Below are 23,266 nucleotides of genomic sequence, written 5' to 3'. Positions count from 1 at the left end.
CATCGTGCAGACTGTATCCTCTTCCTACGTGTCCATCGTTCTCCAAGCTCAGCATCTCGTCCGCGCGGTAAATGGCAAGACCATTGTTAACGACGTCAGCTTCGATGTGAATGCCGGCGAGCTTCTAGCCATTGTAGGTCCGAGCGGAGCAGGGAAGTCTTCGCTGCTGCGACTGCTCAATCGACTCGACGAGCCCACCAGCGGCACCCTGCTGATCGAAGGCAAAGACTATCGGGAAACTCCCACCCGAGAATTGCGGCGGCGCGTTGGCATGGTGATGCAGCGGCCATTTGTCTTTGCTGGCACCGTGGCTGAGAATCTGCGCTTCGGTCCGCAGCAGCAGGGAAGAACTCTCAGCGACGAAGAGATCGAGGGACTGTTGCACGATGTGGGACTCGCTGGCTATGCCGCCGAAGATGTCGGACATCTCTCGGGGGGCGAAGCCCAGCGAGTTTGCTTCGCGCGCGCCTTAGCGAACCAGCCCACCGTTCTTCTGCTTGACGAGCCCACATCGGCGCTCGACGAAGCGGCAAAGCTCGAAGTGGAAGCGGTGATACGAAGAATCTCCGGGCAGGGGGTGACGTCGGTGATGGTCACCCACGACTTTCGCCAGGCGCGGCGCCTTGCTACCCGCGCAGCTCAACTTGCGTCCGGCAAGCTTGTCAGAATCGGACCGGCATCTGAGGTGCTGAATGTTGAAACAACTCTTTCCTAATCAAGTGGCACTGGGCTTTGCCCAGGCCGGAGTCACGGCAGTGCTCGCGATGCTCGTCGGATTTGCGGCCAGCAAGCGCGGCATTCGCGTGGAATGGGAGACACTGGTCGCCCTCGCTCGCGGATTGGCGCAGATCGTCGCCGTTGGCTTCATTCTGGTTTTCATGCTCAAGGGCCCGCAATGGACGAGCGCCCTCATGCTCTCGGCCATGGTGATCGCCGCCGGAACGACCTCAGCACGACGAACGAAGAAAATTCCCGGCTCTTTTGAAGTGTCATTTTGGTCCATCCTGATTGGGTCCGGATCCGTAATCGCGGTCATGACCTGGGCTGGCGTCATCGACGGTGCCATCACCTCCATCGTTCCCGTCGGCAGCATGATCATCGCCAACGCGATGAACACGAATGCGCTCGCGCTCGATCGCTTTCGTGCCGAGGTGGAAGCCCACATCGGCGAAATCGAATCAGCGCTGGCGCTCGGCGCCGCACCCGATGTCAGCGTCTCACCAGCAGTGCAGAAGTCATTCTCCGCGAGTTTAATTCCCGCGCTCAACAACCTGCGCTCTCTGGGATTGGTTTGGATTCCTGGCCTCATGGCCGGCATGGTGCTTTCTGGCTCCTCACCGCTGTATGCCGCTATCTACCAGTTCGTTGTGATCGCGATGATCTTTGCTTCTTCGGGCCTCACATCGCTCATCTGCACGAGCTTGATTCGTCAACGGATATTTACGCCGGCAGAGCAGTTGGTCTTAGCGAAGTGATGGCGAGACTGTCATCCTGAGGCCCGATGTTGGCCGAAGGATCTCCCGTGATGCTTGAAACATAAATGCTGCGTCCTGGCTTTTGTACGAGAATCGTCGTGAAAGAGCCGGGACAGAGCAGTCAACTCCGATTCATTCCGGGAGGTCCCTTCGGCAAGCTCAGGGCCAAACCCGGGCCTCAGGATGACAGTTCTTATAAATCCGCAACTACTGTCAGCTCCTGATCAACGAACTCGCAATCTCTTCCGCTGCCCGATATCCGCCAGCGATCGCCCCGTGAACGGTTCCATGGTGTCCCGCAAAATTCGTAGCTTCTCCGGCGAAGAAGAGCGTGTTATCGATGGGCGCCGCGAACTCCCGTTGCGTATCGCTAGCGCCTTGCGCGACATAACTGTAGGCGCCTCGAGCGTAGGGATCATTCTGCCAATTGTGCGTGTAGGCGTGTAGCAGATCCTCGCGACAGCGCTCCACCGGGAGGTGGAAGACATGCGCAAGCGAGATCAGTGCGCGTTCACAAATCTCGTCATTGCTAAGAACCGAAAGCCGCTCGGCAGCATCGGCTGGAGCCCATCCGGTGAGCAACGGTACTTCGAGCGGCGCGAATGTCCACCAAGTCGGAAAATCCGGATCTCTGGAGAAAAGAAATGTCATGTTTGCAAGGGACTGTCCGTTGGCCTTCATTTCAGCCCAGAAGCGCCTGCGGAAGATCATGCTCACGCGGATCACGTGGCCGACGCGCAACCCTGAGAGTGCCTTCGTCTTTTGGGAGAGCGGCGGGTCGAAGTTCACTGCTCCGCTCCGAGTGTCCTGCGCCTGCAGCAGGCCGAGTGGCAAGGTCGAGAGCAATCGCCGGGCTGAGATTATGGCTCGCATATCATCGTTACGCGCGACGTAGACTTCTACCGAACCCGGTTTCCACTTCACTTGCGTTACAACCGTGCTGAGTTGAACCTTCGCGCGCTCGCCATCGAGCCTCTGTGCAAGCGCGGCTAGGAGGCGATCGTATCCTTGCGGCAGACGGAACTGACTATCGCCGTCGATCTCCTCTTCGGCCTTCATTCCCTCGATTAGCGATTGCACGCTGATCTCCTCGGGATGAGCCGCGTGAAATCCGCGCACATACATGCAAGCGGCCTTCTTGTCTTCGTCGCTGATTTCCGGATCTCGGAGTTGACTCACGAATGCATCAAAGGACTGCTGCGGCGAAGCCTGCTTCTTCATTGCCTCAAGTACCTTCTCGATGCGTTCCCAGAAGTCGCATTTTCCGATGGCGTGCTCGTTTGAGCAGAAGGGCCGGCCTTCGATTTTGACCGCGTGAAGCCCGCTGCTCTTGATTAACTCGAAGCTCTCAGGCGGACGCCCGTGAACGAACTCCGCTCCAAGCTCGACGGCCGTTTCGAATCCGGCGGGATGAATCGTGAGCACGCGGCCACCGATGCGGTCGCGCGCTTCAACAACCAAAACGCGAAGCCCAGCCTGCGACAGCCTTCCGGCTGCCGCCAAGCCTGCTACTCCGGCACCGATAACGAGCACATCAGGTTGAAATGCTTCCATGTGAAGTTGGATGACGTTTGCGTGCGATGAATTCATTTTGCGAACTGTCATCCTGAGGCCGGGTTTTGGGCCGAAGGATCTCCCGCGACGCATCAGTCTTAATTGCAATTTCGAGGCTCTCTCACGAGAATTCCTTGCCAAAGAGCCAGGACGCGCCAATCTAGTGTGAGATATTCCGGGAGATCCTTCAGCCAAAACCGGGCCTCAGAATGACAGTCACTGGGACGGGATGATTGTTTCTCAGCAACCTGATACGCCGCAATCGACGCACTTCGCCGGGCGGCGGCGCCCGGCGCTCCGTTTATTGAATCAGTCCCAGTCTTCAGGATTCAGCAATTCCGAGGGAGCGCCGCTTGCGACTACGCGGCCGTGCTCCATAACCAGGACGCGCTCACCCAGCGCCAGGGCCTCTCGGACAGAGTGCGTCACATAGAGAATCGGGACCTTTTGAGCTGCATTCCAACCGCGCAGATCGTCCACGATCTTCTTTCGCGTGGTTCGATCCAAAGCCGCCAGCGGCTCGTCGAGCAAAAGCACGCGTGGATCAGTCACCAGGGAGCGCGCCAGCGCCACACGCTGCCGCTCGCCTCCGGAGAGATCGCCCGGACGGCGCGCTTGCAATTGCTCGATGCCAAATTGCGCCAGCATCTTGCGGCTCCGTTCGGTGGCGGCGTTTTTTGGTTCATGCCGCAACCCATAAGCAACGTTTTCCGAAACGCTCAGATGCGGAAATAACGCGAGGCTTTGAAACACATAGGCCAGCCGGCGTTGCGAGGGCCAGAGGTTCAGATCCTGCGATGAGTCGAACATCGCGTTGCCGTCGATTGCGATTTTGCCCGCGTCGGGCGTCTTGATTCCGGCAATGCAGTCGAGGACTGACGTTTTCCCAGCTCCGGAAGGCCCAAAGAGTACGCTGAAGCCCGGTGGTACCTCGAAGGCGCAGTCGAGTTGGAACGACGACGATAGCTTTAGTCGGATTTCTGCTGTGAGTACGTTCAAGCGTTCCGCGCGCTCGACCACCAGAGGGAGCTTCGCCGATTTAGAGCGTACACGAGCGCGAGAGTCACAAAGGAGAAAATCAGCAGCAGCGCCGATGTACGCGCGGCAACCGCGTAGTCCAGCGCCTGAACCTCATCGTAGATCGCGATCGAAATCGTCTGCGTTACGCCGGGAATGTTGCCGCCGACCATGAGCACGACTCCGAATTCTCCGAGCGTGTGCGCGAAGCTCAGGACCGCTCCAGTGACTACTCCGGCCTTGGCCAGCGGCAAAGTGATCGTGCGGAATCTGCGCCACCTCGATGCTCCGAGCACGGCTGCCGCGTCGAGAAGTCTGGGGTCCACCGAGCCAAATGCGTTTGCCATCGGCTGAACCGCGAACGGGAGGCTATAGAGCACCGATGCGATAACCAGTCCTGGGAAGGAGAAGGTTAGCCGAGTAGACAGTACTGATTCGGCAAAGCTCCCCAGCGGACTCCTCGGACCAAGAGCCACCAGCATGTAGTAGCCGAGTACAGTCGGTGGCAAAACCAGCGGCAATGCAACCACGGCTTCGACTAGAAATTTCCACCGGCGGTGCGAGAACGCGATCCAATAAGCGAGGGGAGCGCCGACCAACAGCAGCACAACACACACGGTTGCCGCCAGGCGCAAGCTGAGACAAATCGCAGACCAGTTCATCGCGCCTTCCCCGGCTCCTGGAATCCGTATTGAGAGAACAGTGAGCGAGTGTCAGGAGCTTTCAGAAACTCGATAAAGCGTGAGGCAACGGCTTTATGACCAGAGGCTCTGATAACGACAGCCGCCTGCCGAAGCGGAGGATACATTTCCTGAGGAACGACAAAGTACTTTCCTCTGTCCTTCATGGCCGGAGCCAGCACAAGGGAGAGCGCGAGTATGGCGGCGTCGGCATTGCCCGAATTGGCGAACTGAGCGGTTTGGGAGATGTTTTCGCCAAGCACTAGTTTGGACAAGACCTGTTGCCATAACCCCGCATTCTTGAGTGCGGTTTCGGCGGCGCGGCCGTAGGGAGCGTGCGCCGGATTCGCAATTGCGAGTCGGCGAATTTGGGGATCGGCGGCTACGCCCAAGCCTTTATTGACGTCGATGTTGGAATTGCTCGGAATCCAGAGCACGATCCTCCCCGTGGCGTACTCATACAGCGATCCAGGCTCAGTTAATCCTGCAGCTTCGAGTTTCTTCGGATACTCCACGTCGGCAGACAGGAAAACATCAAAGGGCGCACCATTCTGAAGCTGTGCAAAGAAGTTGCCTGACGATCCGAAGACAAGCTTCACTTTGCTTCCGGTTTGTTTTTCAAACCGAGCCGCAATCTCTTTCATCACCGGCTGCAGATCGGCGGCAGCAGCGATGGTCAGCTCCTCCTGTGCGTATGCGGGAAGAGATCCACACAGTAACCAAGCAAGAGTGAGAAGAAGTTTCAATCGTCTCGATGGGTGATCTATACGATTTCAGACGATTTAAGTCAATTCGTCAATACGATTAGCGCTTAGACGAGGTTTGTTGAGTGCGCTTTAGGAATGGGCGTAATTTCCCTCTTCTCAGCACTGTCATCCCTCGCTCCGCCGCGAAGTTGTGGAGGACATCAGTGAGTTCAATGCGGAGCGGGGGATCTGCCGTTGGCGTTGAGCATCGTAAGCAATGAGAACAGCAGGTCCCCCGCGTCCGCTGCGGCGGACGCGAGGGATGACAGACCTAATGGAAAGTCGGCTGTAGTGCGAGCAAGAAAGACTTGCTACAAGACTGAGCGAGGCGAAAAACGTCAATCGGGAAGGACAATCATGACTTCGGTGGATTTGACCAATGCGGCTGCGACCATGCCCTTGGCAAGGCGCATCTCCCGGGCTGCGTCGGCGGTGATGATGGAAGTGATCTTCTGGTCGCCAATGCCGAGCGTTACCTGGGCCAAGAGTCCTTCAATCTTCAGATCCATAATTCTGCCGATGAGCTGGTTGCGTCCGCTGATGCGGCGAAAGGTCTGGCGGCGTTTCGGCACGGCACCATGCTTACGAATGGAAGCGAGGTATTTATCTATTTCCGATTCGGGAACACGATGGTGTCCGCCTGCAGTGAGCGCCGTCTTCAGCTTGCCGCGATAGATCCACTGCTTGATCGCGGGATAGCTAATGCCAAGCACTTGAGCGGCGTCGCGTGGAGTGTAGAGTTTCATAAGAAAGCTTCTAGCTGCTAGGCTCCTGAGCTGCTTAACGCCGACAAATCAACTGATTGTTCTAGCGGTACGGCTGAAGGCGGTGCCCTTCCCTAAGCTCAGAAGCTAAATGTGACAATGGCTCATTCCGCGCTTTGCCAGATACTTCTGGTGGTAGTCCTCGGCGCGATAAAAAGTGGAAGCGGGTGTAATTTCAGTCACGATCGGCCGACGAAACTTCCCGGAGGCTTGCATCCTTTCTTTCGACGCGCGAGCGAGCCTCTCCTGCTCTGGCGAGTGAAAGAAGATCGCCGAGCGATACTGTGTTCCAATATCGGGTCCTTGCCGATTCAGGGTTGTGGGATCGTGGGACTCCCAGAAGGCGTTCAGCAATTGCTCGTAGCTAACGTTCGCCGGATCGTAGGTGACCTGAACTACTTCGGCGTGACCGGTCTCGTCGGTACAGACGTCCTGGTACGTGGGGCTCTGCATGTGGCCTCCGAGATAGCCGACAGCCGTATCGAGAACGCCCGGTATTTGCCGAAATGATTCCTCAACTCCCCAGAAGCATCCAGCGCCAAAGGTTGCAGTTTCCATAGTGTTCCTCGCCTCCAATTCTATCGTGCCGGTTTTTGGGAAGCGAAACATGTGGTACAGCAAATCAAAGACTTCCTCTCTGCATGGTTCGAGCGGCTGGGAGACTGGATTCTCCTTGGAAACTGTCATCTCTCGCGCCGCGTCGACTTTGGTTGTACCTCGAAGCATAGCCTGGCGGCGCGGGGGATCTGCTGTTCTCCAGTTCGAAACAACAGCAGATCCCCCAAGCCGCCTTGAGTTGTTTTGGGCTCATTAACCACCACGCGGTGGCTCGAGGGAGGACAGTTTCATTGCCGTTCCATGGCGCCTGGCCTGTTCGTCACTCACCTGTCCTTCAGCCGGAACACGAATTTCAGTCCTGACCATGTTTCATCGACGGCGCAGACTTTTACATCGACGAGTCCCGCTTTGAGTCCGATCTCCCGAACGATGTTCTCATCCAGATCGGTTGGAAGCTTGGCAGCCTTCTTAGGCCAGGAGATCCAGAGCATGCCGTTGGCGTTCATTGCGTCGCGCAGCTTTGGGATTTCCGTCGCTAGAGTCTTCCGGCTCGCTGTAAAGAAGTGGAGGAAGTCCAATTCCTTGCCGAGCTTCTGCACTCTGTTGAAGTCGCCGATGTTACGCAGCTCGTCTTCATAGCCCGACGGATTCCCGGCGAACCACGCTCGCTGTCCTGGTTTGATGCCGAGCTTCTTGTAAAGCGGAGTGCCGGAGTAACCAGCGGCCTTCATGTCGCATCCTCAATCAGCAGGTAATACAGCGTTGGTTATACTGCCGTCTCGGGACACCGCGCGCAAGTCAGACACTCTTGCATGGGACTCATCATTCGTTCTTCCGACATTCACGCCGCCGGTTGCTACACCACGACCAAAATCCGCAAAGGAACCTTTGTGGTTGAGTATACCGGCCCACTCATTTCGCCCGAGCAAGCCGATGAAATCTATGATGGCCGTTCTACTACCTATTTGTTTGGCTTGAGAGACGGAAAACGCATCATCGATGGGCATGGCACGGCGATGTTCATCAATCACTCCTGCGATCCCAATTGCGAGACCGATGAGGCAGACGGGCACGTCTGGATCATCGCCATCCGCGACATCGAAGCCGGAGAAGAGCTTACTTACGACTACATGCTCTACGACGGAGCGGAGGACGATCCGGCGCCGTGTTTTTGTGGATCGAAGAATTGCCGCGGCACGATGTATTCAGAGGAAGACCTCAGGCGGCAGAAGCGGCCTAAGGGCAAAACCAAGACAGCGTAAGTGGGACGAAAAGTGTGTAGGCAGCGGGAACATCGGGGCGGGTAGCGTGTCGGTCGTCGCATGAGGCGTCCCTGAGTCGCGACCCAGTCGTACGATCTGCACCAGCGCGTTGGCCGTCTCGCCAACTTCTGCTCAATCTGTTGCCGTTCCTCTGTACTCGCAAGATTGGGACCATGTTTTCCTCATACTTCCCGGGTAACCCTCTGATTTTTCACTTGATATTTAACTTTCGCCTTCTCATAATCAGAGTGAAAAGAAGGCGAACCGTTTGACCGGAAACGTTGGCGTTAAACTAACCTCAACCGAGCCAGAGTGGGCGAGTCGGGAGCCGTGGAACGATATCTTCGAGCTGAAGTAATTCGCATGCTGCGCATCAGTCCGCACCAGTTGGCGGGATGGGAGCGTGCTGGACTAATCGCCGTAGCCGAGAGTTATTCCTTTTACGATCTTCTCCAAATCAAAAAGCTGAACGAGCTTCGTGCCAAGAAAATGCGTCCCGCGATGATTCGAGCGTCGCTCGATGCGATGCAGCGCCAAGTTGCGGGAATGGAGAATCCGCTGCTTGAGGCAGGTGTCTTCTCGCATGGCTCACGGATTACCTTCCGTCACGAAGGACGTGAACTTGATCCGCTCGCCGGCCAATTTTTTCTCGCTTTCGATCGTCCGAAGATCGTAGAAGCGCGAACGGCGCAGCCGCGAGTAGCTCAGACGGCCGCTGAACTCTTTGTGGCCGCGGTTGCGATCGAGGAGAATCCAGCACGACAGCAGGAAGCCATTGCCGCCTATCGGCGAGTTCTGGAACTCGATGCCAAGCACGCGGCAGCCTGTATCAATTTGGGAACGATCTATTACAACCAGCAAAATTACCGGGAAGCCGAGAACCAGTATCGCCGCGCAGTAGAGATCGATCCGCGATACGCGCTGGGGTTCTTCGATCTCGGCAATGTCCTCGACGAGACCGGCAGGCTGAGCGAAGCCGTGGAGGCATATCGCTCCGCTATTGCCATCGCTCCTAACTACGCTGACGCGCACTACAACCTGGCGCTTGCGTACGAGCGTCTCCGCAAGCCGCGCAAGGCTCTGGCTCACTGGCGCGCGTATGTGCGCATGGATCCCGTAGGCGCCTGGTCCAACTACGCCCGCGGACAAATGCAGAAGATTCTCGACGGCGAGAAGTTGCGGATCGTGTGGCGTAAGCCTGGGCTCCTTTCTACAGCGAAATAACGTAGTCTTGCTGCTTGCGTGGTTCCGGCTGCCCTCGCCGGGGCTTTGCAATTTAGTGACTCCATGATTGCTAGAACCCTTCTCTGAACGCGAGTCCGCTCACCGGTATCTCTCACCTAAACCGGTTTCGCGTAATGCTAAAATCACTTGTTTGCCCAGCTTTCGGAGTAATCAGAATGTCTGAAGCAGTGATCGAAGCCACAGCCCCGCCTGCGCCTCTTACTAACCTCACCGAGGACGAAGTCCTATTTCGGGACAACGTACGCCAGTTCGCGGAAGAGAAGCTGCGTCCGCTGGTGCGGGAGATGGATGAGAAGCAGGTCTTCGATCATGGACTGATCGAGCAGTTCTTTCAGCTTGGACTAATGGGCATCGAGATTCCTGAGCAGTATGGCGGAGGCGCCGGCAGTTTTTTCGAAGCCATTCTTGCGGTGGAGGAGATCTCGCGCGTTGATCCCTCAGCAGGGGTGCTCGTTGATGTGCAGAACACACTCGTGAACAATGCACTTCTTCGCTGGGGGAATGAGGACCAGAAGCGTCGCTACCTCCCGCGCATGGCAGCCAATACCGTGGGTGCGTATGCGCTGAGCGAAGCCGGTTCAGGTTCGGACGCGTTTGCCATGCAGACTCGCGCCGAATTGCGCGGTAATGAATACGTCATTAATGGCCGCAAGCTGTGGATTACGAACGCCAAGGAAGCGGGCGTTTTTGTTTTGTTCGCGAATGTTGATCCATCTGCCGGCTATCGCGGCATCACCGCATTCCTGGTTGAGAAAGAGTTTTCGGGATTTTCCGTTGGCAAGAAGGAAGACAAGCTGGGTATTCGCGCTTCCAGTACCTGCGAGCTGATCATGGAAGATGTCCGCGTCCCGAAAGCGAACGTCCTTGGAGAGTCCGGCAAAGGCTACAAGATCGCCATCGAGACGCTGAACGAAGGGCGAATTGGCATCGGCGCTCAGATGCTCGGTTTAGCACAAGGCGCGTGGGAAGCGGCAGCCAAGTACTCGCAAGAACGCAAGCAATTCGGAAAGCCCATTTCGGACTTTCAGGGAATCCAGTTCCAGTTGGCGCAGATGGCGACTGACATTCAAGCTGCACGGCTGATGGTGTACAACGCGGCACGCATGAAAGATGCAGGACAGAACTTCGTGAAGGAAGCGGCGATGACCAAGCTATTCACCTCGCAAGTAGCCGAACGCGTGAGTTCGCTGGCCGTCGAAATCTACGGCGGCAATGGATTTGTGAAAGAGTATCCGGTAGAAAAATACTTTCGCGACTCTAAAATCGGCAAGATCTACGAAGGTACATCGAACATGCAGCTCCAGACCATCGCTAAGCTGGTGCTATCGAAGTGAAGTCGAGCAGCAATCGTCGTCGGTTTCCGCGCTTGGTTGTAGGGGAAGAGGCACGCGTGTATGACGAGACTGGGCGCGAACTTGGATTGCTGTCGCAAGTCAGTGGCAATGGAATGAACGTCGAGGTCTCATCGCTTCCATTCGCGCAGTCCCTTGAACCGGGACGCAAAATGCGGATCAGCATCGTGGAGTCAGTCTCGCGCGAGACGAATGTGGTGGATGTTGTCGTACGTCGTCTTGAGGGCAACATTCTGGGAATGCAATTTGTCGACAAGGTAGCCGACTGACACTCCACGACTCTTTCTACGCAAAATTGCTGCAGGTATAATTCGAAACATGTCGATCGTGAAGCACATCGCAGCTATTGCCAAAGGCATGTCCATCACTTTCAGGGAGATGTTCCAGCCGACGACAGTAGAGAATTATCCGGACGGCCCTGGCCCGCTGCGTGGTGCCGTATTTCAGGAGCGCTTTCGCGGTCTTCACGTGCTGCAACGCGACGAAAATGGCCTGGAGAAGTGTGTCGCATGCTTCCTGTGCGCCGCTGCCTGCCCTTCTAACTGCATTTACATCGAGGCGGCCGAGAACACGGCCGAGAACCGCATTAGCGGTGCCGAGCGTTACGCTGCCGTGTACAACATTGACTACAACCGCTGCATTTTCTGCGGTTACTGCGTTGAGGCATGTCCTACTGACGCGATCACGCATGGCCACGGTTTCGAACTGGCCACCTTCAATGCGACCAACCTTATCTATCGCAAAGAACAACTGCTGGCTCCTATTCCCGGCGGAAAGCTCCGGGCAGTAAAGCCGGAGCCGGAGTTAGAAAGCGCGCACTAAGACGCGACGGTCCGTAAGTAACCCGGCCATTGTGACCTCCGCCTTCCTAGAGCAAGTGCGACTTTTCGCGCAACTGCGCACCTTGAGCCGCTCCTAATGCTTGCAAAGTAGGGGGGTTGGGAGTACGCTTTCGGCCTGCACTCCGTGAGGGCTCTATGGCGTTAAAAATCAGTTCTCGCACCATTGAAGGTGTGAAGGTAATCGACTGTGTTGGCCGCATTGTCTTCGGCGACGAGGCCAGTCAATTGCGAGAGACGGTTAAGAGGGAGCTGGCCGAGAACAATCGTGTTGTCTTGAACTTGGGAGAAGTCAGCTACATCGATAGCGGCGGCATTGGAACTATGGTCAGCCTGTTCACTACAGCGCGCAATGCTGGTGGTGACATTAAGCTGGCGAACCTCACCAAACGCGTCGGGGATTTGCTGCAGATTACAAAGCTAATCACCGTATTCGAGAGCTACGACGACGAGTACAAGGCCGCCAGTGCGTTCAGTTCGTCTCCCCGCGGGACGGTTGCGACTATGTCGCGCAGAGAAACTGCCTAAAGGACGTTGATTGCGCATATCTCCGGACTTCCTGGCGCGTTGAATCATTCTGCGCGAAAAATGAAAGCGGCATTCTGGGTCTTTCTCTTGGGGTGCTCCTGTGCCTGGGCGCAGACTCTTGCGCCGAATTGCTGCCCGCAGACTCCTACCAAGGAAAAGCAGCAGGCTCTCTGGAGCAAATTACAAGACAAGATCACCGACATAGACCGCCATCTTGACGGCGTTATGGGCGTCGCTATTCGCGATCTGAGCAGCGGTGAAACTTTTCTGCTGCACGGTGACGACGTTTTTCCGCAAGCCAGCTCCATCAAGATCGCGGTTCTAGCCGAACTCTACGATCAGGAGCAGCGTGGACGTCGCGGCGAGAGCGGCGTAGCCCGGCTCGCCGACCTCTATACGATGCGCAGCGAGGACCTTGTCCCTGACAGTTCCATTATGGGAGGACTTACTCCGGGCGTTAGCCGCGTCACGAATCGCGATTTAGCGACGATGATGGTCGCCGTGAGCGACAATTCCGCGACCAATGTGCTCATTGATCGCGTCGGAATGCCCAACGTTGAGCGAATGTTGACGTCTCTCGGACTCAAGAACACGCATTTACAGCGCAAGATGATGGACATCGCCGCAGCTCGACAAGGCCGAGAGAACATCTCGACTCCACGCGAAATGATGACTCTGCTCGATGCTATCTACCGCAATAAGCTGTTCGACAAGGAACTTACCGCCGACTTCTTCAAAGTTCTCTCCACACCCAAGGACAGCAGTATTCCCAAGCTTCTGCCGAACGATGTAACCATCGCCAACAAACCGGGAGAACTCGAGGCAGTTAGGAACGATTCCGGCATCATTTTCGTGCCCAATCGGCCCTTTATTCTCTGCGTTATGACGACGTACCTGCATGATGAGCGCGCCGGACAACGCGCAATCAGCGAAATCGCGCTTGCTGCGTATCAATATTTCGACCGCATGGGCCGATCGTCGGAGTACGGGCGCGCCGTTCCGGCGAAGTAAGCGGTAACTTTCGTGCATCAGTCGGGGGGCACAAATCCGCGAATCCACGGCGTGATAAATTCAATTTTTCGATCAACAATCGAGGGAATCGACGAATGCGAAAGCTGCTATTGCTGTGTGTAGTGTTGTTTTGCGCCAATCTTTGGGGACAGGAGGTCACCAGCGGCAGCCGTGAAATCGAGTTCTTCGCGCAAGGCGGACACAGCGTCGCCGGCGGACGCGGCGACACAACCATCTTTAACGCCGGCGTACGCTACGGATTCGGGCTCTTTGACCTCGGTCGCGGATCGTTTCAGTACGAACTAGAAGCGATCCCGATCTACTTTGTGCGCCAACCGATCCAGAACGCGTACGGGATAAGCTTCACTCCGTTCGACGTTAAGTACAATTTCCGGCGCAATGCGAGCCACGCTATTCCCTTTGTGGAGCTCGGTGGCGGCGTTCTTATCACCACTCACGACGTTCCCTCCGGCACCAATGCAGTCAATTTCACGCCCCAGGCGGGCGTCGGAGTGCACATTCCGTTCGGCAATAACGACTATCACGCCACCTTAGCGCTCAAGTATGTGCACATTTCCAACGCCGGATTGTCCGTTCCCAACCCAGGTTTGAACACCATCCAGGTCCGATTCGGGATCGGTAAGTTCCATAAATAGGTCTGGAAAACGCGATTTTCAGGCTTTGCGCAATGCAATACTGCCGACAAAACATCGCTTGCAGCCTCAACAGAGGGCATTAAATCCTTTGTTATGAGTGAACTTTCAACCCTTATTGACGTCTATAGGGCATGACTGAGCGTCGTTCTGAGGTGCAAAAACGTCGGTTTTGGGGCACTCAAGAGCATATTTTGAGGCTCCGGAAGACGGGTTTTGGGGCAGTGGAGAACGACTTTCAGACGCACTAGGCGCGTTCCTCCATGCGAAAACTACTCCTCAACCTCCACCTCTGGGCCGGACTCACAGCCGCACTCTTCCTCTTTCTATTAGGAGTCAGCGGCGCCCTGGTCGCCTTCGAAGGCGAGATCGATCGCGCGCTGAACGCCAAACTTTCCTACGTTCACCCGGAAGGGCAACCGCTCTCACTCGACGCGATCACAGCGAGACTCCTCGCCGCGAATCCCGGAGCGAAAATCGAAGAGTTCGGATTGCCGCAGCGCGCCGACTTCTCGCTTTTTGTCGGGCTCAAGGATGCGTCCGGCAAGAACCTTGCGCTGTTCATGAATCCCTACACCGGCGAAGTACTCGGATCGGACGACCAGGCCAATCACTTCGCCAACAAAGTTCATCAGTTCCATACGCATCTACTCGTAGGCGAGATCGCAGACGAAATAACCGGATGGAGTTCCGTATTCCTGTTAGTTCTTTCCATAACAGGAATCGTCCTTTGGTGGCCGCGAAAGCTGTTTCGCCTATCTTGGGATTTCCTGAGGGGCGAAGGATCGCTCAAGCGCTTCAACTACGACTTGCACAACCTGGTCGGAGTAGCTTCGTCGATCTTCTTGTTTATCTTCGCCTGGACCGGCATATGTATCCATTGGGAAAGGGAAGTAGGCAAGCTGGCCCAGCAATTATCATCCACTCCGGCAGTCCGTCCGGTCTCCCCAGAGATTCCCGCTTCAGGAAGCGTTCCACTATCGCCAGACCGCATAGTACAGATCGCGCACAACACTCTCCCGGAAGCGAGGATCACGGGAATCCAACTCCCCGAAAGTCCAAAGCAAGCCATAACCATCGGACTAAAGTTCCCCGAAGACCACACCCCAGCCGGCCGCAGCCGGATTCGCATCGACGCGTACAGCGGCAAAGTGCTGCAAGTACAAAGTTCGCGCGACATGTCAGCCGCAGTAAAGTACGCCCGCATCTGGAACCGCGAACTCCACACCGGCGACATCTTTAATTTACCTATGCGGATTCTGGCAGCCTTCTTCAGCCTGATGCTGCCGATCCTGGCAATCACTGGCCCGCTCATTTGGTGGAACCGGCGCAAGGCAAGCCAAATGGCAGGGCCGGCCTCAGCTGCTGCCCCGCTCAAAGTCGACGTGGGTGCTGGCGCCAGTTAATCCTTATTGGGAATAATCAGGGTTCCTATGTGGTACAAATAGGACCGCACACAGGGAAAAGCCTCATTCTGGGAATTAAGATCTAGTTTTCCACAGATTGTTGCAATAGCCTAACTACAAGTGTTGCATCAGGCTGTTCCGTATTCCGGAATTTCCACAACGGGAAGGTTGACAAGTTGATTTTCTCCGGTATGCTTCCGCAACTCTAGTTTCCGTAAATAAGAGTTACTGGAGGCCTCCCCCTTGCAGAGACAACTGAGTCGAGCCTTTCCGAGCGTTCTTTCCGCTGCCGTTCTGGTTTTCGCAACCTACTGTCTTGCACAGAGCCCAGTGGCCGCCGATACCACTTCAAAGCCGGTAACAAGCTCAAATTCAGCGGATGCTTCAGCGGTAATTCGTGCCGCGATTGCAGCGTTGGGTGGAGAGCGTGCAATTGCCTCTTTGAGGAATGTGCACGCCACTGGAACTATCGCGCTTCCCGAAGAAGACTCCAAGCGCAGTCTCGCGTTTACATGGGACGACGACATCTCGGGGCCAAAGCTCGAATTTCGAGATGAGGTCAGGGATGGACCCAACGTGCGCGTGTTTGTCAGTGGGCACGGTTCGCCGGCTCAGTTAGTGAACGGTAAAAGGCAGAGTTTGTTCGCGTACGTGGCAGATGCAGCACCTCCATTGCATCTACCAGCCGTTGTCTTATTCAGGAGGCGCAATGGAGGAGCTCTCAAAAACACGATTGTTGCGCAGGAAGTGTCGGATGGAAAAGCCGTAGTACATGTACGGCTTGCGATCGAGACAGGTTCTCCCGCAGATGTGTTACAGGTGCAGGATTGGTACATCGAACAGGGCACTGGATTGCCCTTGCGAGTGGACTACCGCGTGCCTAGCACCGTGGATGCCCTTACCTTTGAGGATGCTCAGGCCGCCTTTTCGGACTTTCGCAATGTGGACGGGGTTTATTTCCCGTTCCACATTGAGGTATCTCAGAACGGAAAGCATACCAGCTCCGTAATCATCGATTCCATCTCCACGAACGAAACTATCTCTCCCGCTCTTTTTGAGACTTCGGGAGGTGCTCAGTGAAGCTACTGATTCACCTGACCTCACTGCTTAGTCTCTGGCTCGGCTTGAGCGCCTTCGCTCAGCAGAACCCGAATCTAGAAACGGGATTCAAGCCCTACGGAAGCTATGAAGATGGCGCAATCGATACTGTCAGCCTTACCAACGGGAACCTGATCGTCCACATTCCTTTGTGGAGCTATCCGCAGCGTGGCAGCGTAAAGCGAAACATCACTGCATTTTGGACCAATAACAAACACTTCTGGGTGTTTCAGAGCTGCAATCGCTTTGGCATTTGTACAGACAGTTGGAAGTGGCAATTTCAGCCTGCTTGGGTACCCAGTGACCCTGATCAGATCGGTGTCCATTGGACATACAACGGGAGTGTGTACCTGTTTTCGGCTTACACGTTTGATGGTGCACAGCACCAGATGGCTCCGGCAAATGGTGGATACGAAACGATTGATAACGCCGGAATTTTTTATGGTGGCTACCCAGCCACTGGAAATTCAACGACTCTGAACAGGAACGGCCATCGTGCTGACGTCGTTGAAGATCCAAACGGGAACTATGTAACGCTGAACAACGATGGCTCTATAACCGATACCATTGGCAGAACTCTGGGTAGCGGCTCAGTCACTACGGATTATTCCGGATGTAACGGTCCACGTTCCATCGTAAGCGCTGGCATCAGTACATTTCCTGGACCGTCGGGCGTACAGCGACAAGTCAAGTACTGCTACGTTAGTGTTCCCATTCAGACAAACTTTCAGGCCACGGACGTCAACAGCAATCCCATTAGAGAACTGAGTACCACGCAAACAATGTTGCAGAACATTGTTGTCTTTAACGGGACCGGATGGACGACAAGTCCGGTTTGGACGCTGGAGTATGCGGGCGACGGCACGGGCTTCAATTATGGAGACATCACCAGGATCACGCTTCCTACAGGTGGAACTATCTCCTATGGTTGGAATAACGGTGCGATGTGTGGTTCTGGGCTGATACCAGTAAGCCGAATCGTGGTAAGCCGGAGCGTGGATGCAAATGACGGCTCTGGGCCGAAAACGACCAATTACGGACTGATGAACGGCGGAGTGGTAGTCACTGATCCTGCCGGAAACGATACAACCCACACCATCACAGGTCTTGGCGGATCGTGCTCGTTCTACGAAACCTCAACGCAATACTTCCAGGGCTCGCGAACTTCCGGCACTCTACTCAAGACTGTTAATACCGATTATTCGTGGCAATCCAATCCGTTTGACAACGGCGGTGATGGCACTACGACGGCCATGGACGTACACCCGATCCGCGTCACCACGATTTGGCCAATCGGTTTGACGTCGAAAACCGAGACTGACTACGACCATAATCTCGGCTTCTATTACTACGGACAGCAATACATCTCGTACGCAGGAAATCCTTCAGAAACTCGCGAGTACGCTTACGGGCAGGGTGCTCCCGGTCCGCTTCTGCGCCGCACGGATCACGGCTATCAGGCGTTTGCGAATTCGTCGTATCTATCTGCCAACTTTCTGGATCTCCCTTCCTCAAAGACGGTCTACGATGGCGCAGGCAATCAAGTCGCATCCACCAGCTATGGATACGACGAGTATGGCCTTGCGGGCTCAGGAATCACAACACAGCACGATACAAGCATTCCCAATCCAGGAATACGCGGTAATCAGACTTCCGTTCGCGAATGGCTCAACACAACCGGCGGAACGCTGCAAGCTACCACAACCTATTACGACACGGGAATGCCTTATCAGGTGACCGATCCGGGCGGGCACACCACTACGTACAGTTACTCGTCAAGCTTTGCTGGAGCCTACGTCACGCAGACGCAGATGCCGGATACGGGCAGCATTCATCACATCATCTCCGGCAACTACGATTTCAATACTGGGCTGCTCACGACTTTCACGGACCAAAACAACCAATCGACTGGCTATTCATACGACACTCTTGGACGGATCTTGTCGGCAAATTATCCCGACGGGGGCCAAGCCACAATTAACTTCAACGGCGACCCTGTCCCGCCGCACATCACCAAGACCGTTCTCGCAACCCCGAATCCGAGTGTCGTGAGCGACAGCTTTTACGATGGCTTGGGACGAATCAAGCGGACGCAGCTCACCTCGGACCCAGAAGGCGCGGACATCACCGATACCACTTACGACGCCCTAGGGCGCGTGTACTCGGTAACCAATCCATATCGAAGTGCTGCGCCGTCTCCGACGGATGGCACGACCTATCACACATATGACGCCGTAGGCCGAGAGACCATCCTTACACGGCAAGATGGCAACACGGTCCAGACCGACTACTCAGCCTTTCCGACAGTGGTCGTCACCGATGAAACCGGACGCAAGCGACAGAGCACAACCGACGCGCTGGGCCGCCTTACCCAGGTAGTCGAACCAAATCCGTCCACCGGTTCGCTGACCTCGGGCTCGTATCCGACCTATTACACCTATGACGCTCTCGGCAACCTCACCTACGTCAATCAGCTGGGAGACGGCTCCGCGCCGCGCACGCGCAGCTTTACTTATGATTCACTCTCGCGGTTGTTAACCGCATACAATCCCGAATCGGGATCTACGAGCTACAGTTACGATGCAGATAGCAATCTGATCAGCAAGACTGACGCGCGAGGGATCGCGGCCAGTTACTCTTATGATCCGCTTCATCGGTTGACATTAAAGACTCATTCTGACGGAACCCCACCGACCGATTACACCTACGATCTGGCAGTGTACACATGCTGCGGGAACTCCATCCCTGTCAGCAATTCCGTCGGCCGCCTGATTCATATTTCGAATGAAGTAAACGCTGCGACAACGTATTCGTTCGATGCGATGGGTCGCGTTGTGCGCCAGAGTAGTTGTATTCCGAGCTACTGTAACGACACCGGCAGCCCGGTGAATGCAACCTATGACTTGGCCGGCCACCTGACCTCGCTTATTTATCCGAGTGGGCGCAAGATTACTGAGGGTTACAACGCCGTAGGTCGGCTTTTGAATGTAAACTTCGATAATTTCAACGGCGGATATGCTAGTTACTCATACTTTACGGCTTACCAAAATGCCAGTGGGAATCCTGGCTACCACCCGACCGGCGCATTACGATTGTCCTATTTTGGAAATAGCGTCTGGAACTATGAAAACCTCAACTCTCGGCTGCAACCGATTCAGCAAGTATCCCAAGCGAGCCTTTCAGGTAATCCCTACTTGGTGAATCGCGCTTTCTATTACGGTGAATCGAGTTTCAATAACGGGAACGCTGGTAATGTGGTGAGCGTTGTCGATGGACTGAGCGCTACGAGAAATCAGAGCTACGCGTACGATTGGCTCAGCCGGATCACTAGCGCGAGCCAGACTGATGGCAACTTCAACCAAACATTCTTGCCTGATCCCTGGGGAAACCTCAAACAGTTTGGTACTGCGGCGTTTACGCCGAACTTTGATGGGAACAACCGCATTTCACAGACTGGCTACAACTACGATCCCGCTGGCAACCTGCTGAGTGATACCTTCCACAACTACATCTATGACGCCGAGAGTCGCATCAAGAGCGTAGACACAAATGGCGCAACGTACACCTACGACGCCGATGGCAACCGCGTGCGGAAGGACGTAGGCTCTGACGCAACTGAGTATATCTACTTTAACGGCCAGCCAATCGCGGAGTACAAGCCTGCGAGCGGCGATTGGTCAGATTACATCTACGCAAACGGGCAACGTATCGCGAAGGCCGATTCCTTCGAATACCGCATCCACATTCAGGGAAACAACTGTTCGAATTGCGGCTGGCAGTACACGGTTTACACGCCTAATGTTGCTTGGCTTCCTTATGTCGTCCAATCCGGCGACAAGCTCTACTTCCGCCAGTGGCAGTCTGCCGGCGCACGCGGCGGTATGATGTTGTCGTTCGCCGATGGCACGAATTCCAACTGGAATACATACGATCAAGACGGCCAACAGCTTAATAACGACAATACAACAGGCGTATGGCACTCGCGCATCGTCGATATCTCGCAGTTTGCTGGTAAGACACTTGGGACGGTAAGCGTTCACGCGGACGGCTACACGCAACCTGGAGTGTGGGATATTTATTACGACAAAATCGTGATTGTCAGCCCCGACGGAACGGTTCGGCCAATTTACACGAGCGAAACTTCAGCTAGTGCGAGCCTAAGTGGAACGAGCGGAGTCACGGGACGGTTGTTTGAAGTCAACCATAGTGCTGGATCTGGTCCGTACCCCTTCCTCACCACGACGTACTATCACGATGACCATCTAGGCACATCGCGAGTGCTGACTTCCGAAGGAGGCTGGCCGATCTGGCAAGGCACGTTCCTGCCCTTCGGGCAGGAGTGGAACCCGCAGATCACCACCAACCACTATAAGTTCACCGGCAAGGAGCGCGACTCGGAGTCGATGCTCGACTATTTCGGCGCGCGCTACTACTCCTCGGCCATGGGACGCTGGATGAGCCCGGACTGGGCCGACAAGCCCGAGCCCGTCCCCTACGCCGACCTCTCCGACCCCCAATCCCTAAACCTATACGGCTACGTCCGCAACAACCCCATGAGCCACGCGGATTCTGACGGTCATCAAAATCCAGTCGTCGAAGAAATCCTTGAGAGTCCACCAGTTCAAGCTGTTTGGGAACGGCTATCGCCATATGTGGAACAGGCTGTCGGTGCGGTTACCGCCGCTGTCGCAGTTGGATATGCCGAATCCAAAGGCTGGATTCAAAAAGGATTTGATGCAATCCAAGCCAATGGTGGCTTAATTCCGATCTCTGGTTCCGATCCGATGGGATCGCCACTGCTCTTCCACAAGGATGCATCACCCCCTAATCCTTATGGCTCGCCAGGGAAACCAGATCACCAAGCGAAAGTAGGTGAGCTTGTCGAGAAAGCCAAAGACGAGGCGAAACCGGGCGAAACTGTAGAATCCAACACGAAGGTAAAGGGATTAGATTCAAACAGAAAGCCGGACGCCCATATCGTCAATGCACAGGGCAAGACTCGGAAAGCGTTCGAAGCCGAACGGCACCCCAATCGGCAGAGGAACCTGAACCGTGAGAAAGAATACAAGAAATTGAAGCTTCCTAACGAAACACACCCTCTCGACAAATAGGTTGCCAAATTGTCAGAACATTTGGACATAAAGGGGTACGCGCTGGAACTTCTTGAGCTCTCGAAGAAGTTCCTCGCGGAAGATCGCACACTAGATCCAACAGCCTTCATCGTTACAAAATCGGGAGAGCCCGTCCTGAGACCGATGAACCTAGAGGATGAGGAACATAAAGCTGACTCTACTGAGAAAATCATACGCGAGGCGAAAGAACATGAAGCTCTAGCCATAATTACGATCTTTATTGCTCGTTCTAAGGAATTCGCCGATGAGGACTTTGACGAACAGAGCTATTTCTGGGGAAAGCTCGAGCAAGAGGGCGCCCCGAGAAATATTCTGCTGACTCTTTCAGGGCCTGCGATCACCAACTGGGCAGTTACGGTTCCATTTCAGGAGAAAAATAACAAGATTGTGTTTTCTCAACAGCATGAGATTGCGGAGGGAGTAGTGCTGAGTCTACTTCCAGGTTGGGCGAGTGAAAACATCAGGCCTTCTTAAGAATTCTGGGATCTTGATAACTGAATAGGTCGGTCTGTCTGGCAAAACACGTTTCTGCCTTTCGGGCAGGAATGGAACCCGCAGATCACTACCACCCACTACAAGTTCACCGGCAAGGAGCGCGACTCGGAGTCGAGCCTCGACTATTTCGGCGCGCGCTACTACTCCTCCGCTATGGGACGCTGGATGAGCCCGGACTGGACCGACAAGCCCGAGCCCGTCCCCTACGCCGACCTCTCCGACCCCAATCCCTAAACCTCTACAGCTACGTCCGCAACAACCCCATGAGCCACGCGGATCCGGATGGGCACGAAGGTCCAATGCCTTATGAACAAGCAATGGAGGAATCGAGGAGGGTAGCTCCGATCCTGGCGAACGCCCTAGTGAAAACCTTGAGCCATCCATTTGTTCAGGCCGTTCTAGACCTCGTTGGCCTGGCGGCTGGAGGGGCGGTAGAAGGCGTAGAAACGGGGCTCTTAAAGGGTGCGACGTCGAAAGCGGAACAAATGGTCGTAAATAAAGCCACGGGAAAGGCCTTTGAGCAAGTCGTCAAGACTGAACTTGAATCGAAGCAAGCAGGGGTTGTAGAACAGCTTACGGTGAAGACCGAGAGTGGAGTTAAAACAAGACTCGATTTTGCCGGCAAAGAGTCTGAAAAAGTTGCTCTGACAGAGGCAAAGGGATCAGAAACAGCTCCTTTAACCGACAAGCAAAAGCAAGCCTTCCCAGAAATTGAAAGGACAGGGTGTACGGTATGCGGTCACGGTAAGCCTGGTTTCCCGGGAGGCTCACAAATCCCCCCAACTAAAGTCAAGGTGATCAGACCAGAGGATCTCAAGAAGTAGTCCGAGTCTAATTAACATAGCGAAACGCATGTCTGTAGATCAGCCAAGGGTTATCGACTTTACGGGAGTTGACAAAGCCACGGGAGAAGTCATTCTCACGATTTCTGATCATCTGGATTGGAGTAACAGCAATGAGCACCAGTTAATGCTGCAAGAGAAGATCAATTGGTATCTCGCTTTCATTGAAAGCGGCGAGATTCTTACAAGCTATCCAGATTCAAGAGGCCGCCCAGTAGTAATCAACGTTGTGTTCAAGCACAAGCCCGATCAGCATGGACAGCGATTTTTGGCCAAAGCGAAGAATGTTGTCGAGTCAGCGGGATTTAGCTTGAGACATGAGATTTTTGCGGACTCTTACGACAACTGATTCTCTTTGAACGGGGGCGGGAAAAAGGGGACCGGAAAGAGAAAAAGCGGACATCCATGATAAGTGGGAAAGAAACCTGGAAGAAACCTGGGGACAGGAAGAAACCTGGGGGGAAACCTGGGGACAGGAAGCTGTGAAGAAATTGGTTTCCGTCGGACTTCAGTCGAAGTTTTGCTGTTGTACTGTGGGTGATGGAGTTGTCAGACCGGGCCCGAGTTGCCTCGTGATTCTTGTAGGCGAGTCGAGGTGCGGTGCAAAGG

General features: G+C 55.0%; 23 protein-coding genes. 16 read left to right on the top strand and 7 right to left on the bottom strand.

Annotation, left to right across the window (positions count from 1 at the left end):
• Nucleotides 1–4 precede the first annotated feature (4 nt).
• Together VNX88_02615 and VNX88_02610 are read left to right on the top strand one after the other, a co-directional pair.
• Complete coding sequence (locus VNX88_02615) at nucleotides 5–715, top strand: ATP-binding cassette domain-containing protein (GenBank protein ID HWY67526.1); 711 nt, start codon at nucleotides 5–7, stop codon at nucleotides 713–715.
• Complete coding sequence (locus VNX88_02610) at nucleotides 693–1,475, top strand: ABC transporter permease (GenBank protein ID HWY67525.1); 783 nt, start codon at nucleotides 693–695, stop codon at nucleotides 1,473–1,475. The genes VNX88_02615 and VNX88_02610 overlap by 23 nt, the downstream gene beginning before the upstream one ends.
• Before the next feature lie 213 nt (nucleotides 1,476–1,688).
• Here the strand turns inward: VNX88_02610 and VNX88_02605 are convergent, their stop codons facing one another.
• From VNX88_02605 to VNX88_02575, 7 genes are all read right to left on the bottom strand, one after another.
• Nucleotides 1,689–3,065 carry an NAD(P)/FAD-dependent oxidoreductase gene (locus VNX88_02605; GenBank protein ID HWY67524.1) on the bottom strand — a complete coding sequence of 459 codons (1,377 nt, stop codon included), beginning with the start codon at nucleotides 3,063–3,065 and terminating at the stop codon, nucleotides 1,689–1,691.
• A 273-nt stretch (nucleotides 3,066–3,338) separates the two neighbouring features.
• Nucleotides 3,339–4,049 carry an ATP-binding cassette domain-containing protein gene (locus VNX88_02600; GenBank protein HWY67523.1) on the bottom strand — a complete coding sequence of 237 codons (711 nt, stop codon included), beginning with the start codon at nucleotides 4,047–4,049 and terminating at the stop codon, nucleotides 3,339–3,341.
• Nucleotides 4,025–4,708, bottom strand: coding sequence for a molybdate ABC transporter permease subunit (gene modB / locus VNX88_02595; protein HWY67522.1), 684 nt, complete (start codon nucleotides 4,706–4,708; stop codon nucleotides 4,025–4,027). Before modB ends, VNX88_02600 begins: the two co-directional genes overlap by 25 nt.
• Entirely contained in the window at nucleotides 4,705–5,472 is a 768-nt protein-coding gene (modA, locus tag VNX88_02590; GenBank protein ID HWY67521.1) for a molybdate ABC transporter substrate-binding protein, read from the bottom strand. The genes modB and modA overlap by 4 nt, the downstream gene beginning before the upstream one ends.
• A gap of 338 nt (nucleotides 5,473–5,810) precedes the next feature.
• On the bottom strand, nucleotides 5,811–6,218 hold the full coding sequence (locus VNX88_02585) for a helix-turn-helix domain-containing protein (GenBank protein HWY67520.1): 408 nt from the start codon (nucleotides 6,216–6,218) through the stop codon (nucleotides 5,811–5,813).
• 105 nt (nucleotides 6,219–6,323) lie between these two features.
• Nucleotides 6,324–6,794, bottom strand: a complete 471-nt coding sequence (msrA, locus tag VNX88_02580; GenBank protein ID HWY67519.1) for a peptide-methionine (S)-S-oxide reductase MsrA — start codon at nucleotides 6,792–6,794, stop codon at nucleotides 6,324–6,326.
• Nucleotides 6,795–7,117: 323 nt separating this feature from the next.
• A complete protein-coding gene (locus VNX88_02575; protein HWY67518.1) occupies nucleotides 7,118–7,525 on the bottom strand; it encodes a hypothetical protein in 408 nt (135 codons plus the stop codon).
• Nucleotides 7,526–7,606: 81 nt separating this feature from the next.
• On the opposite strand from VNX88_02575, the gene VNX88_02570 reads away from it, so the two are divergent.
• The 14 genes from VNX88_02570 to VNX88_02505 all read left to right on the top strand — a co-directional run bounded on the left by VNX88_02570 (nucleotide 7,607) and on the right by VNX88_02505 (nucleotide 23,006).
• Complete coding sequence (locus VNX88_02570; GenBank protein HWY67517.1) at nucleotides 7,607–8,056, top strand: SET domain-containing protein-lysine N-methyltransferase; 450 nt, start codon at nucleotides 7,607–7,609, stop codon at nucleotides 8,054–8,056.
• A 312-nt stretch (nucleotides 8,057–8,368) separates the two neighbouring features.
• Nucleotides 8,369–9,280 carry a tetratricopeptide repeat protein gene (locus VNX88_02565; GenBank protein ID HWY67516.1) on the top strand — a complete coding sequence of 304 codons (912 nt, stop codon included), beginning with the start codon at nucleotides 8,369–8,371 and terminating at the stop codon, nucleotides 9,278–9,280.
• A gap of 176 nt (nucleotides 9,281–9,456) precedes the next feature.
• Nucleotides 9,457–10,635, top strand: coding sequence for an acyl-CoA dehydrogenase (locus VNX88_02560; protein HWY67515.1), 1,179 nt, complete (start codon nucleotides 9,457–9,459; stop codon nucleotides 10,633–10,635).
• Complete coding sequence (locus VNX88_02555) at nucleotides 10,632–10,922, top strand: PilZ domain-containing protein (protein HWY67514.1); 291 nt, start codon at nucleotides 10,632–10,634, stop codon at nucleotides 10,920–10,922. The genes VNX88_02560 and VNX88_02555 overlap by 4 nt, the downstream gene beginning before the upstream one ends.
• Nucleotides 10,923–10,971: 49 nt before the next feature.
• Nucleotides 10,972–11,475, top strand: a complete 504-nt coding sequence (nuoI, locus tag VNX88_02550; GenBank protein ID HWY67513.1) for an NADH-quinone oxidoreductase subunit NuoI — start codon at nucleotides 10,972–10,974, stop codon at nucleotides 11,473–11,475.
• A 155-nt stretch (nucleotides 11,476–11,630) separates the two neighbouring features.
• On the top strand, nucleotides 11,631–12,020 hold the full coding sequence (locus tag VNX88_02545; protein HWY67512.1) for an STAS domain-containing protein: 390 nt from the start codon (nucleotides 11,631–11,633) through the stop codon (nucleotides 12,018–12,020).
• 60 nt (nucleotides 12,021–12,080) lie between these two features.
• Complete coding sequence (locus tag VNX88_02540; GenBank protein ID HWY67511.1) at nucleotides 12,081–13,031, top strand: serine hydrolase; 951 nt, start codon at nucleotides 12,081–12,083, stop codon at nucleotides 13,029–13,031.
• A gap of 95 nt (nucleotides 13,032–13,126) precedes the next feature.
• The gene (locus tag VNX88_02535) at nucleotides 13,127–13,687 is read left to right on the top strand and encodes an acyloxyacyl hydrolase (protein ID HWY67510.1); all 561 of its coding nucleotides are present in this window, start codon (nucleotides 13,127–13,129) and stop codon (nucleotides 13,685–13,687) included.
• 260 nt (nucleotides 13,688–13,947) lie between these two features.
• Nucleotides 13,948–15,090, top strand: coding sequence for a PepSY-associated TM helix domain-containing protein (locus tag VNX88_02530; protein ID HWY67509.1), 1,143 nt, complete (start codon nucleotides 13,948–13,950; stop codon nucleotides 15,088–15,090).
• A gap of 243 nt (nucleotides 15,091–15,333) precedes the next feature.
• Nucleotides 15,334–16,170, top strand: a complete 837-nt coding sequence (locus VNX88_02525) for a hypothetical protein (GenBank protein HWY67508.1) — start codon at nucleotides 15,334–15,336, stop codon at nucleotides 16,168–16,170.
• Complete coding sequence (locus VNX88_02520; GenBank protein HWY67507.1) at nucleotides 16,167–21,299, top strand: RHS repeat-associated core domain-containing protein; 5,133 nt, start codon at nucleotides 16,167–16,169, stop codon at nucleotides 21,297–21,299. Before VNX88_02525 ends, VNX88_02520 begins: the two co-directional genes overlap by 4 nt.
• 144 nt (nucleotides 21,300–21,443) lie before the next feature.
• Nucleotides 21,444–21,794, top strand: coding sequence for a hypothetical protein (locus VNX88_02515; GenBank protein ID HWY67506.1), 351 nt, complete (start codon nucleotides 21,444–21,446; stop codon nucleotides 21,792–21,794).
• Nucleotides 21,795–22,114: 320 nt separating this feature from the next.
• Nucleotides 22,115–22,639: a hypothetical protein gene (locus tag VNX88_02510; protein HWY67505.1), complete on the top strand. Its 525-nt coding sequence runs from the start codon at nucleotides 22,115–22,117 to the stop codon at nucleotides 22,637–22,639.
• A 28-nt stretch (nucleotides 22,640–22,667) separates the two neighbouring features.
• On the top strand, nucleotides 22,668–23,006 hold the full coding sequence (locus tag VNX88_02505) for a DUF6572 domain-containing protein (protein ID HWY67504.1): 339 nt from the start codon (nucleotides 22,668–22,670) through the stop codon (nucleotides 23,004–23,006).
• Nucleotides 23,007–23,266: the final 260 nt, after the last annotated feature.

Source organism: Terriglobales bacterium (assembly GCA_035567895.1).
Lineage (GTDB): Bacteria > Acidobacteriota > Terriglobia > Terriglobales > Acidobacteriaceae > Gp1-AA112.
This window is presented reverse-complemented; position numbering and strand designations above follow the sequence as displayed.

Bases quoted from the DNA above. Each gene is read 5' to 3' on its own strand.
- VNX88_02545 (HWY67512.1), top strand. From the start codon at position 11,631: ATGGCGTTAAAAATCAGTTCTCGCACCATTGAAGGTGTGAAGGTAATC.
- VNX88_02570 (HWY67517.1), top strand. From the start codon at position 7,607: ATGGGACTCATCATTCGTTCTTCCGACATTCACGCCGCCGGTTGCTAC.
- VNX88_02505 (HWY67504.1), top strand. From the start codon at position 22,668: ATGTCTGTAGATCAGCCAAGGGTTATCGACTTTACGGGAGTTGACAAA.
- VNX88_02510 (HWY67505.1), top strand. From the start codon at position 22,115: ATGCCTTATGAACAAGCAATGGAGGAATCGAGGAGGGTAGCTCCGATC.
- VNX88_02610 (HWY67525.1), top strand. From the start codon at position 693: ATGTTGAAACAACTCTTTCCTAATCAAGTGGCACTGGGCTTTGCCCAG.
- VNX88_02605 (HWY67524.1), bottom strand. From the start codon at position 3,065: ATGAATTCATCGCACGCAAACGTCATCCAACTTCACATGGAAGCATTT.
- modB (HWY67522.1), bottom strand. From the start codon at position 4,708: ATGAACTGGTCTGCGATTTGTCTCAGCTTGCGCCTGGCGGCAACCGTG.
- VNX88_02540 (HWY67511.1), top strand. From the start codon at position 12,081: ATGAAAGCGGCATTCTGGGTCTTTCTCTTGGGGTGCTCCTGTGCCTGG.
- VNX88_02535 (HWY67510.1), top strand. From the start codon at position 13,127: ATGCGAAAGCTGCTATTGCTGTGTGTAGTGTTGTTTTGCGCCAATCTT.
- nuoI (HWY67513.1), top strand. From the start codon at position 10,972: ATGTCGATCGTGAAGCACATCGCAGCTATTGCCAAAGGCATGTCCATC.
- msrA (HWY67519.1), bottom strand. From the start codon at position 6,794: ATGGAAACTGCAACCTTTGGCGCTGGATGCTTCTGGGGAGTTGAGGAA.
- VNX88_02575 (HWY67518.1), bottom strand. From the start codon at position 7,525: ATGAAGGCCGCTGGTTACTCCGGCACTCCGCTTTACAAGAAGCTCGGC.
- VNX88_02560 (HWY67515.1), top strand. From the start codon at position 9,457: ATGTCTGAAGCAGTGATCGAAGCCACAGCCCCGCCTGCGCCTCTTACT.
- VNX88_02530 (HWY67509.1), top strand. From the start codon at position 13,948: ATGCGAAAACTACTCCTCAACCTCCACCTCTGGGCCGGACTCACAGCC.
- VNX88_02515 (HWY67506.1), top strand. From the start codon at position 21,444: ATGAACCTAGAGGATGAGGAACATAAAGCTGACTCTACTGAGAAAATC.
- VNX88_02585 (HWY67520.1), bottom strand. From the start codon at position 6,218: ATGAAACTCTACACTCCACGCGACGCCGCTCAAGTGCTTGGCATTAGC.